Source organism: Pseudomonas chlororaphis subsp. chlororaphis (assembly GCF_003945765.1).
Classification (GTDB): domain Bacteria; phylum Pseudomonadota; class Gammaproteobacteria; order Pseudomonadales; family Pseudomonadaceae; genus Aquipseudomonas; species Aquipseudomonas chlororaphis.
Genome location: NZ_CP027712.1, coordinates 2,149,180 through 2,162,416, shown reverse-complemented (window position 1 = coordinate 2,162,416; position 13,237 = coordinate 2,149,180). Strand labels below are relative to the sequence as shown.

Annotated in this window: 13 protein-coding genes; all 13 read left to right on the top strand. The window is 63.5% G+C overall.

The genetic code is table 11. From position 1 onward, the window contains the following. The first annotated feature begins 3 nt into the window (after positions 1-3). The 13 genes from C4K27_RS09860 (at position 4) to fnr (ending at position 13,189) form a co-directional block, all read left to right on the top strand. A complete protein-coding gene (locus C4K27_RS09860; RefSeq protein WP_007921351.1) occupies positions 4-228 on the top strand; it encodes a cbb3-type cytochrome oxidase subunit 3 in 225 nt (74 codons plus the stop codon). After that, positions 225-1,178, top strand: a complete 954-nt coding sequence (gene ccoP / locus C4K27_RS09855) for a cytochrome-c oxidase, cbb3-type subunit III (RefSeq protein WP_053260291.1) — start codon at positions 225-227, stop codon at positions 1,176-1,178. The genes C4K27_RS09860 and ccoP (C4K27_RS09855) overlap by 4 nt, the downstream gene beginning before the upstream one ends. A gap of 478 nt (positions 1,179-1,656) precedes the next feature. Further along, entirely contained in the window at positions 1,657-3,099 is a 1,443-nt protein-coding gene (ccoN, locus tag C4K27_RS09850) for a cytochrome-c oxidase, cbb3-type subunit I (RefSeq protein WP_007921354.1), read from the top strand. Next, positions 3,099-3,707 (top strand): cytochrome-c oxidase, cbb3-type subunit II, encoded by a 609-nt coding sequence (ccoO, locus tag C4K27_RS09845; protein ID WP_009042961.1) that lies wholly within the window; start codon positions 3,099-3,101, stop codon positions 3,705-3,707. Before ccoN ends, ccoO begins: the two co-directional genes overlap by 1 nt. 5 nt (positions 3,708-3,712) lie before the next feature. Beyond that, positions 3,713-3,898: a CcoQ/FixQ family Cbb3-type cytochrome c oxidase assembly chaperone gene (locus C4K27_RS09840; RefSeq protein ID WP_003175465.1), complete on the top strand. Its 186-nt coding sequence runs from the start codon at positions 3,713-3,715 to the stop codon at positions 3,896-3,898. Next, the gene (gene ccoP / locus C4K27_RS09835; RefSeq protein ID WP_007922407.1) at positions 3,895-4,872 is read left to right on the top strand and encodes a cytochrome-c oxidase, cbb3-type subunit III; all 978 of its coding nucleotides are present in this window, start codon (positions 3,895-3,897) and stop codon (positions 4,870-4,872) included. Before C4K27_RS09840 ends, ccoP (C4K27_RS09835) begins: the two co-directional genes overlap by 4 nt. Before the next feature lie 301 nt (positions 4,873-5,173). After that, positions 5,174-6,589 carry a cytochrome c oxidase accessory protein CcoG gene (ccoG, locus tag C4K27_RS09830; RefSeq protein ID WP_053260290.1) on the top strand — a complete coding sequence of 472 codons (1,416 nt, stop codon included), beginning with the start codon at positions 5,174-5,176 and terminating at the stop codon, positions 6,587-6,589. 11 nt (positions 6,590-6,600) lie between these two features. Further along, positions 6,601-7,140 (top strand): FixH family protein, encoded by a 540-nt coding sequence (locus C4K27_RS09825; RefSeq protein ID WP_053260289.1) that lies wholly within the window; start codon positions 6,601-6,603, stop codon positions 7,138-7,140. Positions 7,141-7,227: 87 nt separating this feature from the next. Further along, a complete protein-coding gene (locus tag C4K27_RS09820; protein ID WP_053260288.1) occupies positions 7,228-9,678 on the top strand; it encodes a heavy metal translocating P-type ATPase in 2,451 nt (816 codons plus the stop codon). A gap of 24 nt (positions 9,679-9,702) precedes the next feature. Beyond that, positions 9,703-9,933 carry a cbb3-type cytochrome oxidase assembly protein CcoS gene (gene ccoS / locus C4K27_RS09815; protein ID WP_053260287.1) on the top strand — a complete coding sequence of 77 codons (231 nt, stop codon included), beginning with the start codon at positions 9,703-9,705 and terminating at the stop codon, positions 9,931-9,933. Continuing rightward, a complete protein-coding gene (locus C4K27_RS09810; RefSeq protein WP_007922394.1) occupies positions 9,926-10,609 on the top strand; it encodes a sulfite exporter TauE/SafE family protein in 684 nt (227 codons plus the stop codon). Before ccoS ends, C4K27_RS09810 begins: the two co-directional genes overlap by 8 nt. A 155-nt stretch (positions 10,610-10,764) precedes the next feature. Continuing rightward, on the top strand, positions 10,765-12,147 hold the full coding sequence (hemN, locus tag C4K27_RS09805) for an oxygen-independent coproporphyrinogen III oxidase (RefSeq protein ID WP_053260286.1): 1,383 nt from the start codon (positions 10,765-10,767) through the stop codon (positions 12,145-12,147). A gap of 307 nt (positions 12,148-12,454) precedes the next feature. Next, the gene (gene fnr, locus C4K27_RS09800; RefSeq protein WP_009042954.1) at positions 12,455-13,189 is read left to right on the top strand and encodes a fumarate/nitrate reduction transcriptional regulator Fnr; all 735 of its coding nucleotides are present in this window, start codon (positions 12,455-12,457) and stop codon (positions 13,187-13,189) included. Positions 13,190-13,237: the final 48 nt, after the last annotated feature.

The following is a 13,237-nucleotide window of genomic DNA, read 5'->3' as shown; positions in this document are numbered from 1 at the left end:
GCCATGGTTCTTGAACTCGATAGCGGCATGATCCGCGGGCTCGGCACGCTGGTGGTGATGATTGCCTTCATCGGCCTGTCGATCTGGGTCTTCAACGCCAAGCGCAACCCGGAGTTCGCCCAGGCGCGCCTGCTGCCCTTCGCCGACGAACCTTCGCCGCAAGTGCACGGCAATCCATCTGATGACGCTCAATCCGAAGAGCACGCGACAAGGAGCATTCGGCCATGACCACCTTCTGGAGTACGTACATCTGCGTACTGACCATCGGCAGCCTGATCGGCCTGACCTGGCTGTTGATCGGCACGCGCAAGGGCGAGACCAAGGGCAGCGTCGACCAGACCATGGGCCACAGCTTCGACGGCATCGAGGAGTACGACAACCCGCTGCCGCAGTGGTGGTTCATGCTGTTCGCCGGCACCCTGGTGTTTTCCGTCGGCTACCTGATCCTCTACCCGGGTCTGGGCAACTGGAAAGGCATCCTGCCCGGCTATGAAAATGGCTGGACCGGCGTGCACGAGTGGGAAAAGGAAATGGACAAGGCAGACGCCAAGTTCGGCCCGATCTTCGCCAAGTTCGCCGCCATGCCCGTGGAAGAAGTGGCCAAGGATCCGCGGGCGCTGAAAATGGGCGGACGCCTGTTCGCTTCCAACTGCTCGGTGTGCCACGGCTCGGATGCCAAGGGCGCCTTCGGCTTCCCTAACCTGGCCGACAACAACTGGCGCTGGGGCGGCAACGCCGACACCATCAAGGCCACCATCATGGGCGGTCGCATGGCGGCCATGCCGGCCTGGGGTGAAGTGCTGGGCGAGGACGGGGTGAAGAACGTCGCGGCCTATGTGCGTCACGAACTCGCCGGCCTGCCGTTGCCCGCCGACAGCAGTGCCGACCTGGTCGCCGGCAAACAGGCGTTCAGCACCACCTGCGTCGCCTGTCACGGCGCCAACGGCCAGGGCACGGAAATCATGGGCGCGCCGAACCTGACGCAACCGGCGGGCTTCATCTACGGCACCAGCCTGACCCAGTTGCAACAGACCATTCGCCATGGTCGCCAGGGCCACATGCCGGCGCAGAGCGAACTGCTGGGCAACGACAAGGTGCAGCTGCTCGCGGCCTACGTCTACAGCCTGTCCCACAACGCGGCCAGCCAGCCGCAGACCGAGACCCCAAGCGAGCAATAACCGCTCCACCCACTGCCGCATCGCTCGATGCGGCAGTTCCCTGCCTCTGCGCGACCAAGTGTCGCACCCTCTCTACCCTCTGCCTTTCCACTCTCCGGATTCAGGTCTAAGCTGCTTCGCAGTGGACTGGCAATGGCCGGTCACAGACCAGAAGTAGCCGCTCCATTCGAAGCCGTCGTTCGAGGACAGGCCGCAAAGGCTGGTGTATACCGGCTGTCGTGCCACTTACCGTCTGTCGCTCGCTCAATGGCTTTCCACACACCCGGTTACAACTGACCTGTACCCCCTCGCCTTTTTCATCCGCTGCGACATTTTGTCCTGGGCCGATTTTGTCCTTACTCCGCGCATGGAAAGGCCGCAGAATCAGCTTTTGAAAGCATTGACCCAGGTCATGGCGCGTTGCAATGACCCCCTGCTTTCTCCATACTTGCGGCCGATTTTTACTCCTAATAAAACACCCAAACCGTGGAACCTTAGAATGAGCACAGCAATCAGTCCGACTGCTTATAACTATAAGGTAGTCCGCCAGTTCGCCATCATGACGGTGGTCTGGGGGATCCTTGGCATGGGGCTCGGTGTCTTCATCGCCTCGCAACTGGTCTGGCCGGAGTTGAACTTCGGTCTGCCATGGACGACCTTTGGACGCCTGCGCCCGCTGCACACCAACCTGGTGATTTTCGCCTTCGGTGGATGTGCGTTGTTTGCCACTTCTTACTACGTCGTGCAGCGAACCTGCCAAACGCGACTGATTTCCGACAGCCTGGCGGCCTTCACCTTCTGGGGTTGGCAAGCCGTGATCGTCGGCGCGATCGTTACCTTGCCGCTGGGTTACACCACCACCAAGGAATACGCGGAACTGGAATGGCCCCTGGCTATCCTGCTGGCCATCGTCTGGGTCACCTACGGTCTGGTGTTCTTCGGCACCATCGTCAAGCGCAAGACCAAGCACATCTATGTGGGTAACTGGTTCTACGGTGCCTTCATCGTGGTCACCGCGATGCTGCATATCGTCAACCACGCTTCCCTGCCGGTCAGCTTCTTCAAGTCCTACTCGGCCTACTCGGGCGCAACCGACGCCATGATCCAGTGGTGGTACGGCCACAACGCCGTGGGCTTCTTCCTGACCACCGGCTTCCTGGGGATGATGTACTACTTCGTGCCGAAACAGGCCGAGCGTCCGATCTACTCCTATCGCCTGTCCATCGTGCACTTCTGGGCGCTGATCACCCTGTACATCTGGGCCGGTCCGCACCACCTGCACTACACCGCGCTGCCGGACTGGGCACAATCCCTGGGCATGGCCATGTCGATCATCCTGCTGGCGCCAAGCTGGGGCGGCATGATCAACGGCATGATGACCCTCTCGGGCGCCTGGCATAAGCTGCGCACCGACCCGATCCTGCGGTTCCTGGTGGTGTCCCTGGCGTTCTACGGCATGTCGACCTTCGAAGGTCCGATGATGGCGATCAAGACCGTCAACTCGCTGTCGCACTACACCGACTGGACCATCGGCCACGTCCACGCCGGCGCTCTGGGCTGGGTAGCAATGATCTCCATCGGCGCCCTGTACCACATGATCCCGAAAGTCTTCGGTCGCCAGCAGATGCACAGCATCGGCCTGATCAACACCCACTTCTGGCTGGCAACCATCGGTACCGTGCTGTACATCGCCTCGATGTGGGTCAACGGCATCACCCAGGGCCTGATGTGGCGTGCAATCAACGATGACGGCACCCTCACCTACTCCTTCGTCGAAGCCTTGCAGGCCAGCCACCCTGGTTTCATCGTGCGCGCCCTGGGCGGTGCGTTCTTTGCCGCCGGCATGCTGTTCATGGCGTACAACGTGTTCCGCACCGTTCGCGCCTCGAACCCGGCTGAAGCTGAAGCCGCCGCTCAGATCTCTGTAGTTGGAGCTCACTGATGAAGCATGAAGCAGTAGAGAAGAATATCGGCCTGCTGGCCTTCTTCATGGTCATCGCCGTCAGCATCGGCGGCCTGACCCAGATCGTCCCGCTGTTCTTCCAGGACGTCACCAACAAGCCGGTGGAAGGCATGAAGCCGCGCACCGCCCTGGAACTGGAAGGCCGCGACGTCTATATCGCCAACGGCTGTGTCGGCTGCCACTCGCAGATGATCCGTCCGTTCCGTGCTGAAACCGAACGTTACGGCCACTACTCGGTCGCCGGTGAAAGCGTCTGGGACCACCCGTTCCTGTGGGGTTCCAAGCGTACCGGTCCGGACCTGGCCCGCGTCGGTGGTCGTTACTCCGATGACTGGCAGCGTGCGCACTTGTACAACCCGCGCAACGTTGTACCCGAGTCGAAAATGCCGGCTTACCCGTTCCTCGTAGAAAACAAGCTCGACGGCAAAGACACCGCGAAAAAAATGGAAGTCTTGCGCACCCTCGGCGTCCCTTACACCGACGAAGACATCGCCGGTGCCAAGGATGCCGTGAAGGGCAAAACCGAAATGGACGCGCTGGTGGCCTATCTGCAAGGCCTTGGCACCATCATCAAAAGCAAACGGTGATTTAGATGGATATCGGGATGATTCGTGGCCTGGGCACCGTAGTGGTGATGGTGGCCTTCATCGGCCTGGCGCTGTGGGTATTCAGCCCCAAGCGCAAGTCCGAGTTCGAAGACGCGACCTTGCTGCCGTTCGCGGATGATCCCGAAGCCATCAAGCACGTCGAGCAAGCTTCTAGGAGTAACAAAGAATGACTACGTTCTGGAGTCTGTACGTCACAGTCCTCAGTCTGGGTACCATTTTCGCCCTGACCTGGCTGCTGCTGTCGACCCGCAAGGGCCAGCGCGCCGAGCAGACCGACGAGACGGTCGGCCACTCCTTCGACGGGATCGAGGAGTACGACAACCCGCTGCCGAAATGGTGGTTCATGTTGTTCGTCGGCACCATCGTCTTCGCCCTGGGTTACCTGGTGCTCTACCCGGGCCTGGGTAACTGGAAAGGCCTGCTGCCAGGCTACAACTACCTGGACACCGAAAAGCAGACCCCCTTCGCCAACGGCCAGACCGGCTGGACCGGCGTGCATGAGTGGGAAAAGGAAATGGCCAAGTCGGACGCCAAGTTCGGTCCGATCTTCGCCAAGTTCGCCTCCATGCCGATCGAAGAAGTCGCCAAGGACCCGCAAGCCCTGAAGATGGGTGGCCGCCTGTTCGCCTCCAACTGCTCGGTCTGCCACGGCTCCGACGCCAAGGGCGCCTATGGCTTCCCGAACCTGACCGACGCCGACTGGCGCTGGGGCGGCGAGCCGGAGACCATCAAGACCACCATCATGGGCGGTCGTCACGCGGTAATGCCGGCCTGGGCCGAAGTCATCGGCGAACAAGGCGTCAGCGATGTGGCCGCCTACGTGCTGACCAACCTCGATGGCCGCAAGCTGCCGGAAAGCGCCAAGGCCGACCCGGCCAACGGCCAGAAGATCTTCGCCGCCAACTGCGTGGCGTGCCACGGTCCGGCCGGTAAAGGCACCCCAGCCATGGGCGCGCCTGACCTGACCCACCCGGGCGCGTTCATCTACGGCTCGAGCTTCGCCCAACTGCAGCAGACCATCCGTTACGGCCGTCAGGGCCAGATGCCTGCCCAGGAACAGCTGCAAGGCAACGACAAGGTTCACCTGCTGGCCGCTTACGTCTACAGCCTGTCCCACAGTGACAAGCCGGCGGACGCCGAGTAAGGCAGACACCTTCGGGTAACAAAAAAAGGCCCCGCCAATGGAAATTGGCGGGACCTTTTTGTTTCGCCCCTTCCCCCGCATCGCGCTACGCAATGGGGCGCGGCCACGGCGAAAAGCGTCCATAATTCATAAGTCAATTGATTCAAGTCATTACACCATCAATTGAATTCCCCCAACGCGACCAAAGGTCGCACCCTTGAGCTAGAGCGACAGGCGTATCATTGCGCCACTGCAACACCCTATTTGATCGCGGTCGGCACGTACTGACCGGGGCATTTCTCCACTGCCGTGGGATGCAATGATGAGCAACCAGATTCCGGTACATGACGTCACCCCTCCTGCCAAGAATTCGAACAACAGCGTAGATCTCTACGCCTCTCGGGAAAAAATCTACACACGCGCTTTCACTGGCCTCTTCCGCAACTTGCGGATGGTTGGCGGTGCGGCCCTGTTCCTGCTGTATTTCGGTACGGTGTGGCTCAACTGGGGCGGCCACCAGGCCGTCTGGTGGAACCTGCCGGAACGCAAGTTCTTCATCTTCGGTGCCACCTTCTGGCCCCAGGATTTCATCCTGCTGTCGGGGCTTTTGATCATCGCCGCCTTCGGCCTGTTTTTCATCACCGTGTACGCCGGGCGCGTCTGGTGCGGCTATACCTGCCCGCAAAGCGTCTGGACCTGGATCTTCATGTGGTGCGAGAAGGTCACCGAAGGCGACCGCAACCAGCGCATCAAGCTCGACAAGGCGCCGATGAGCGCCAACAAGTTCCTGCGCAAGTTCAGCAAACACAGCCTTTGGCTGCTGATCGGCTTCGTTACCGGCATGACCTTCGTCGGTTACTTCTCGCCGATCCGCGAGCTGGTCATCGACTTCTTCACCGGCCAGGCCGATGGCTGGTCGTATTTCTGGGTCGGCTTCTTCACCCTCGCCACCTATGGCAACGCCGGCTGGCTGCGCGAACAGGTGTGCATCTACATGTGCCCCTACGCACGCTTCCAGAGCGTGATGTTCGATAAAGACACCCTGATCGTCTCCTACGACCCACGTCGCGGCGAAGGTCGCGGCCCGCGCAAGAAAGGCGCCGACTACAAGGCCATGGGCCTGGGCGATTGCATCGACTGCACCATGTGCGTGCAGGTCTGCCCGACCGGTATCGACATCCGTGACGGCCTGCAGATCGAATGCATCGGCTGCGCCGCCTGTATCGATGCCTGCGACAACATCATGGACAAGATGGACTACCCGCGCGGCCTGATCAGCTACACCACCGAACACAACCTGTCCGGACAGAAAACCCATAAACTGCGTCCACGCCTGATCGGTTATGCGCTGGTGCTGCTGGCGATGATCAGCCTGCTGGTCACGGCCTTCTTCATGCGCTCGCTGGTGGGCTTCGATGTCAGCAAGGACCGCGTGCTCTATCGCGAGAACGCCGAAGGCCGGATCGAGAACGTCTACAGCCTGAAGATCATGAACAAGGACCAGCGCGACCATACCTACGTACTGGACGCCGCCGGCCTGCCGGACCTCAAGCTGCAAGGCCGGCGCGAGATCAAGGTGGCGGCCGGCGATATCGTCAGCATGCCGGTCGAGCTGTCGAGCTCGCCGGAACAACTGCCGTCGAGCACCAACGAGGTGAAGTTCATCCTCAAGGACGCCGACGACGAAAGCGTCCACGTTGAAGCCAAGAGCCGGTTCATCGGCCCACAAATTCGTTAAGAGAAGTCATCATGCCCGCAGCGACCGCCACAAGCCCCTGGTACAAGCACCTCTGGCCCTGGATCATCATCGGTATCCTGGCCTGCTCGGTGACCTTGACCCTGTCCATGGTGACCATCGCGGTGAACAACCCGGACAACCTGGTCAACGACAACTACTACGAGGCCGGCAAAGGCATCAACCGCTCCCTGGACCGCGAGCTGCTGGCCCAGACCCTGCAACTGCGCGCCAGCGTGCACTTGGATGACCTCACCGGCGAAGTCAACCTGCGCCTGAGCGGCAACAGCGCGCCCACCACCCTGGAGCTGAACCTGATCTCGCCGACCCAGCCGGAAAAAGACCGCAAGATCACCCTCGCCCGCAGCGAAACCGAACAAGGCCGCTACATTGGCCAGTTGAACGACAAGGTCGATGGCCGCCGGTTTGTCGAACTGCTGGGTGTCGAGGGCGACAAGACCTGGCGCATGTTCGAAGAGGAACAGGTCAGCCACGACAAGGACCTGCTGCTGGGTGACGAACCGCTGCAAGGCGCGGAACACCTGGACAAGTAAGCGCCCTCCGAACATCGCCGGCAGGCTGCTGCTTCCCAGGCAGCGGCCTGCCGGCGATGAGGTCCGCCCCTGGAACAAAGACCCGCGATGACCACGCCACTGCCCTGCTACCACTGCGCCCTGCCCGTTCCCGCCGGCAGCCGCTTCACCGCCGTCGTGCTCGGCGCTCCCCGCGAGTTCTGCTGCCCGGGCTGCCAGGCGGTGGCCGAAGCCATAGTCGCCGGCGGCCTGGAGAGCTATTACAGCCATCGCAGCGAAGCCTCGGCCAACCCGGAGGCGCTGCCGGTGCAACTGGTGGACGAACTGGCGCTGTACGACCGGGCGGACGTGCAGCAACCCTTCGTCCGGCATGAGGGCGAGCTGGCCGAAACCACCCTGCTGATGGAAGGCATCAGCTGCGCCGCCTGTGGCTGGCTGATCGAGAAACACCTGCGCAGCCTGCCGGCGGTGGCCGAGGCGCGGCTGAACCTGTCCAACCATCGCCTGCATGTGCGCTGGGCCGACAGCCAGTTGCCACTGAGCCAGGTGCTCAGCGAGCTGCGCCTGATCGGCTACGCCGCGCACCCCTATCAGGCCGACCGTGCTTCCGAGCAACTGGCCAGTGAAAACCGCCTGGCCCTGCGCCAGCTGGGCGTGGCCGGGCTGCTGTGGTTCCAGGCGATGATGGCGACCATGGCCACCTGGCCGGAATTCAATATCGACCTGAGCCCCGAGCTGCACACCATCCTGCGCTGGATCGCGTTGTTTCTCACCACGCCGATCGTGTTCTACAGCTGCGCGCCGTTTTTCAAGGGCGCCCTGCGCGACCTGCGCACCCGCCACCTGACCATGGACGTTTCCGTATCGCTGGCGATTGGCGCCGCCTACATCGCCGGGATCTGGACCTCGATCACTGGCGTCGGCGAGCTGTACTTCGATGCCGTGGGCATGTTCGCCCTGTTCCTGTTGGCCGGGCGCTACCTGGAACGCCGTGCCCGCGAACGCACCGCCGCCGCTACCGCGCAACTGGTGAACCTGCTGCCGGCCTCGTGCCTGCGCCTGGGCGCCGACGGCCAGAGCGAACGCATCCTGCTCAGCGAACTGCACCTGGGCGACCAGGTGCTGGTGCATCCCGGCGCCATCCTGCCGGCCGACGGCAAGATCCTCGATGGCCAGTCGAGCATCGACGAATCCCTGCTCACCGGTGAATACCTGCCGCAACCGCGCAATATCGGCGATGCGGTCACCGCCGGTACCCTCAACGTCGAGGGCGCGCTGACCGTGGAGGTCCTGGCCCTGGGGCAGGACACGCGCCTGTCGGCCATCGTCCGCCTGCTGGACCGGGCCCAGGCGGAAAAACCGCGCCTGGCGGAGATCGCCGACCGCGCCGCCCAATGGTTCCTGCTGTTCTCCCTGATCGCCGCGGGCGCCATCGGCCTGCTCTGGTGGCAGCTGGACGCCTCCCGAGCCTTCTGGATCGTCCTGGCCATGCTGGTCGCCACCTGCCCCTGTGCGCTGTCCCTGGCCACCCCGACCGCGCTCACTGCCGCCACCGGCACCCTGCACAAACTCGGCCTGCTGCTGACCCGCGGCCATGTACTCGAAGGCCTGAACCAGATCGACACGGTGATTTTCGACAAGACCGGCACCCTCACCGAGGGGCGCCTGGCCTTGCGCTCGATTCTTCCTGTGGGCGACCTCGACAGCCAGCAGTGCCTGGGCCTGGCCGCCGCCCTGGAAAACCGCTCCGAACACCCGATTGCCCGGGCCTTCGGCCGTGCGCCGCTGGCCGCGGAAGAAGTGCTGAGCATGCCCGGGCTGGGCCTGGAAGGGCTGGTGGGCGAACAGCGTCTGCGCATTGGCCAGCCCGCCTTCGTCTGCGAGCTCAGCGCCTGTGCGGTCCCGGCGATGCCGGACGAAGCCGGCCAATGGCTGCTGCTGGGCGATAGCCGAGGGCCGCTGGCCTGGCTGGTCCTCGACGATCGCCTGCGCAGCGATGCTCCGGCACTGCTGGCCGCCTGCAAGGCGCGCGGCTGGAACACCCTGCTGCTCTCGGGCGACAGCTCGCCGATGGTCGCCAGCGTCGCCGCCGAACTGGGCATCGACGAAGCCCGCGGCGGCCTGCGTCCCGACGACAAGCTGCAGGTGCTGCAACAACTGCATCGCCAGGGCCGCAAAGTGCTGATGCTCGGCGACGGGGTCAACGATGTGCCGGTGCTGGCCGCCGCCGATATCAGCGTGGCCATGGGCTCGGCCACCGACCTGGCCAAGACCAGCGCCGATGCGGTGCTGCTGTCCAACCGCCTGGATGCGCTGGTGCAGGCCTTCGGCCTGGCCCGCCGCACGCGTCGGATAATCATCGAGAACCTGCTGTGGGCCGGGCTGTACAATGGCCTCATGCTGCCGTTCGCCGCCCTCGGCTGGATCACTCCGGTATGGGCCGCCATCGGCATGTCCATCAGTTCGTTGACCGTGGTGCTCAATGCCCTGCGCCTGACTCGCCTGCCGGGCCAGCCCCAGGCCGAGGCCACGACCCAAACCCGCCCGCTGCCGGCCTGAGCCGCGCGGGCATGGAGCCTACCCATGCCAGCTCTCTACGTGATGATCCCGGCGGCGCTGCTGATCGTGGCCATCGCCATCTACATCTTCTTCTGGGCGGTCGACAGCGGTCAGTACGACGACCTCGACGGCCCCGCCCACAGCATTCTGTTCGACGACCAGGACCCCAAGCACACCGCCGCGGTCGACGAGGTCAAGGGCTCACCGACGGCCGAGCAGCCACCACACAAAGACCAGGCGCCGCCCCATGCTTGAGCTGGCACCGCTGCTGGTTTCCGCGGTGATTCTCGGCCTGCTCGGCGGCGGTCACTGCCTGGGCATGTGCGGCGGCCTGATGGGCGCCCTGACCCTGGCCATTCCCCCGGAGCAGCGCAGCCGGCGTTTTCGCCTGCTGCTGGCCTACAACCTGGGACGCATCCTCAGCTATGCCACCGCGGGCCTGCTGATCGGCCTGGCCGGCTGGGCCGTGGCCAGCAGCCCGGCGGCCATGGCCATGCGCGTGCTGGCCGGCCTGCTGCTGATTGCCATGGGCCTGTACCTGGCCGGCTGGTGGAGCGGCCTGACCCGCATCGAAAGCCTCGGACGCGGCCTGTGGCGCCATATACAGCCGGTGGCCAACCGCCTGCTGCCGGTGTCGAGCCTGCCACGCGCCTTGCTGCTGGGCGCGCTCTGGGGCTGGCTGCCGTGCGGCCTGGTCTACAGCACCCTGCTGTGGTCCGCCAGCCAGGGCAATGCCCTCGACAGCGCCTTGCTGATGCTGGCCTTCGGCCTGGGTACCTGGCCGGTGCTGCTGGCGACCGGGCTCGCAGCGGAACGGGTCACCGCGCTGCTGCGTCGGCGCAGCGTGCGCATGGCCGGTGGCCTGCTGGTGATCCTGTTCGGCATCTGGACCTTGCCCGGTCCGCATCAGCATTGGTTGATGGGGCACTGAGGCAACCCTTCCCGCTGCCTCCGCCCTTCGGCAGCGCCGACACAAGACTCGTATGACAGGCTCCGCGCCCCGCCAGCCTTGATGCAAATCAAGATGGCCCGGGCGCTAACCCCCTAGACTCGCGAACACTGCCTGCCTACCGGGGGAATTCCCGCATGCTCGACGCCATTCGTTGGGACACCGATCTGATCCGCCGTTACGACCTGGCGGGACCGCGCTACACCTCCTACCCCACCGCTGTGCAATTCCACAGCCAGGTGGGCACCTTCGACCTGCTCCACGCCCTGCGCGAGAGCCGCAAGGCGCTACGCCCGCTGTCGCTGTACGTGCACGTGCCGTTCTGCGCGAACATCTGCTACTACTGCGCCTGCAACAAGGTCATCACCAAGGATCGCGGGCGCGCCCTGCCCTACCTGCAGCGCCTGGAACAGGAAATCCAGCTGATCGCCTGCCATCTCGACCCAGGGCAGAAGGTCGAGCAACTGCACTTCGGCGGCGGCACCCCGACCTTTCTCAGCCACGACGAACTGCGGCAACTGATGAGCCACCTGCGCCAGCACTTCAACCTGCTGGACGACGATTCGGGCGACTACGGCATCGAGATCGACCCCCGCGAAGCCGACTGGTCGACCATGGGCCTGCTGCGCGAGCTGGGCTTCAACCGGGTCAGCATCGGCCTGCAGGACCTCGACCCGGCGGTACAGCGCGCGGTCAATCGCCTGCAGAGCCTGGAAGAAACCCGGGCGGTGATCGAAGCGGCGCGCACCCTGCAATTTCGCTCGATCAACATCGACCTGATCTACGGCCTGCCAAAACAGACACCGGACAACTTCGCCCGCACCGTCGAGGAAGTCATCAACCTGCAGCCGGACCGGCTGTCGGTGTTCAACTATGCCCACCTGCCGGAGCGCTTCATGCCGCAACGGCGGATCAACAGCCACGAGCTGCCGGAACCGGCGGAAAAACTGCAGATGCTGCAGCGCACCATCGAACAGCTGACGGCTGCGGGCTACCGCTACATCGGCATGGACCATTTCGCCCTGCCCGACGACGAACTGGCGATCGCCCAGGAAGAGTCGACCCTGCAACGCAATTTCCAGGGCTACACCACCCATGGCCACTGCGACCTGATCGGCCTGGGCGTCTCGGCCATCAGCCAGATCGGCGACCTGTACTGCCAGAACAGCAGTGACCTGACCCAGTACCAGAATTTGCTGGGTGGCGCGCAACTGGCCACCAGCCGCGGCCTGGTGTGCAATCAGGACGACCGCGTCAGGCGCGCGGTGATCCAGCAGTTGATCTGCAATTTCAGCCTCGACTTCGAGGCCATCGAGCAGCAGTTCAACATCGACTTTCGCGGTTACTTCGGCGACCTCTGGCCGCAACTGCAAGCCATGGCCGAAGACGGCCTGATCAAGCTGAGCAACGAAGGCATTGAAGTGCTGCCTGCCGGGCGCCTGCTGGTGCGTTCGGTGTGCATGGTGTTCGACACGTATCTGGAGCAACAGAATCGACAGCGTTTTTCCCGGGTCATCTAGGGCGTCATGAGCCGCGAGCTGACCGCTCGGTGCGGCAACTTGTCGCAGGCTGCGGGCAAAAACTGTCGGGACAGACAAGGCGCAAACAAGCCTGATACTTGACGCTGGGATAATCGGCGGCTGCAAGTGACGGTCAGCGCTGGAAATACCCTGAATGGACTGCACGAGCGCATTTTCCCGCAGTGGCCTGGAAGCTACAAACGGACAGCTTTACGACTAAGCGCCAATACGGCACGGACTGGCCGGAACCTCCTCCCGTGAGTTACCCTTACGGCTTATGTGTGTTTTCCCACAAGGATTCTATTGAATGTCCGAGCCAGTAAAACTGCGCGCTCATAACCAGGCCCATTGCAAGGATTGCAGCCTGGCCCCCCTCTGCCTGCCACTTTCTCTGAATCTGGAAGACATGGATGCGCTGGACGAAATCGTTAAACGCGGCCGCCCCCTGAAAAAAGGCGAGTTCCTGTTTCGCCAGGGCGACGCCTTCGACTCAGTCTATGCAGTGCGCTCCGGTGCCCTGAAGACCTTCAGCCTCAGCGACGGCGGCGAAGAACAGATCACCGGTTTCCACCTGCCCAGCGAACTGGTCGGCCTGTCCGGCATGGACACCGAGATCCACCCGGTTTCCGCCCAGGCCCTGGAAACCACGTCGGTCTGTGAAATCCCCTTCGAACGCCTCGACGAACTGGCCCTGCAGTTGCCCCAACTGCGCCGCCAGCTGATGCGGGTGATGAGCCGCGAGATCCGCGACGACCAGCAGATGATGCTGTTGCTGTCGAAAAAGACCGCCGACGAGCGCATCGCCACCTTCCTGGTCAACCTGTCGGCACGCTTCCGCGCCCGTGGCTTCTCGGCCAACCAGTTCCGCTTGAGCATGTCGCGTAACGAGATCGGCAACTATCTGGGCCTGGCGGTGGAAACCGTGTCCCGGGTGTTCACCCGCTTCCAGCAGAACGCGCTGATCGCCGCCGAAGGCAAAGAGGTGCACATTCTCGACCCTATCCAGCTGTGCGCCCTCGCCGGCGGTTCCCTGGAGGGCTGAGGCAGAGCCCCTCGCCCGAGCCAAGCGGCTCGGGCGGGGCTATACTGG

What these genes read in the sequence shown, in the direction of transcription:
- C4K27_RS09860 (WP_007921351.1), top strand. Translation starts at nt 4, where the DNA reads ATGGTTCTTGAACTCGATAGCGGCATGATCCGCGGGCTCGGCACGCTG.
- ccoP (WP_053260291.1), top strand. Translation starts at nt 225, where the DNA reads ATGACCACCTTCTGGAGTACGTACATCTGCGTACTGACCATCGGCAGC.
- ccoN (WP_007921354.1), top strand. Translation starts at nt 1,657, where the DNA reads ATGAGCACAGCAATCAGTCCGACTGCTTATAACTATAAGGTAGTCCGC.
- ccoO (WP_009042961.1), top strand. Translation starts at nt 3,099, where the DNA reads ATGAAGCATGAAGCAGTAGAGAAGAATATCGGCCTGCTGGCCTTCTTC.
- C4K27_RS09840 (WP_003175465.1), top strand. Translation starts at nt 3,713, where the DNA reads ATGGATATCGGGATGATTCGTGGCCTGGGCACCGTAGTGGTGATGGTG.
- ccoP (WP_007922407.1), top strand. Translation starts at nt 3,895, where the DNA reads ATGACTACGTTCTGGAGTCTGTACGTCACAGTCCTCAGTCTGGGTACC.
- ccoG (WP_053260290.1), top strand. Translation starts at nt 5,174, where the DNA reads ATGAGCAACCAGATTCCGGTACATGACGTCACCCCTCCTGCCAAGAAT.
- C4K27_RS09825 (WP_053260289.1), top strand. Translation starts at nt 6,601, where the DNA reads ATGCCCGCAGCGACCGCCACAAGCCCCTGGTACAAGCACCTCTGGCCC.
- C4K27_RS09820 (WP_053260288.1), top strand. Translation starts at nt 7,228, where the DNA reads ATGACCACGCCACTGCCCTGCTACCACTGCGCCCTGCCCGTTCCCGCC.
- ccoS (WP_053260287.1), top strand. Translation starts at nt 9,703, where the DNA reads ATGCCAGCTCTCTACGTGATGATCCCGGCGGCGCTGCTGATCGTGGCC.
- C4K27_RS09810 (WP_007922394.1), top strand. Translation starts at nt 9,926, where the DNA reads ATGCTTGAGCTGGCACCGCTGCTGGTTTCCGCGGTGATTCTCGGCCTG.
- hemN (WP_053260286.1), top strand. Translation starts at nt 10,765, where the DNA reads ATGCTCGACGCCATTCGTTGGGACACCGATCTGATCCGCCGTTACGAC.
- fnr (WP_009042954.1), top strand. Translation starts at nt 12,455, where the DNA reads ATGTCCGAGCCAGTAAAACTGCGCGCTCATAACCAGGCCCATTGCAAG.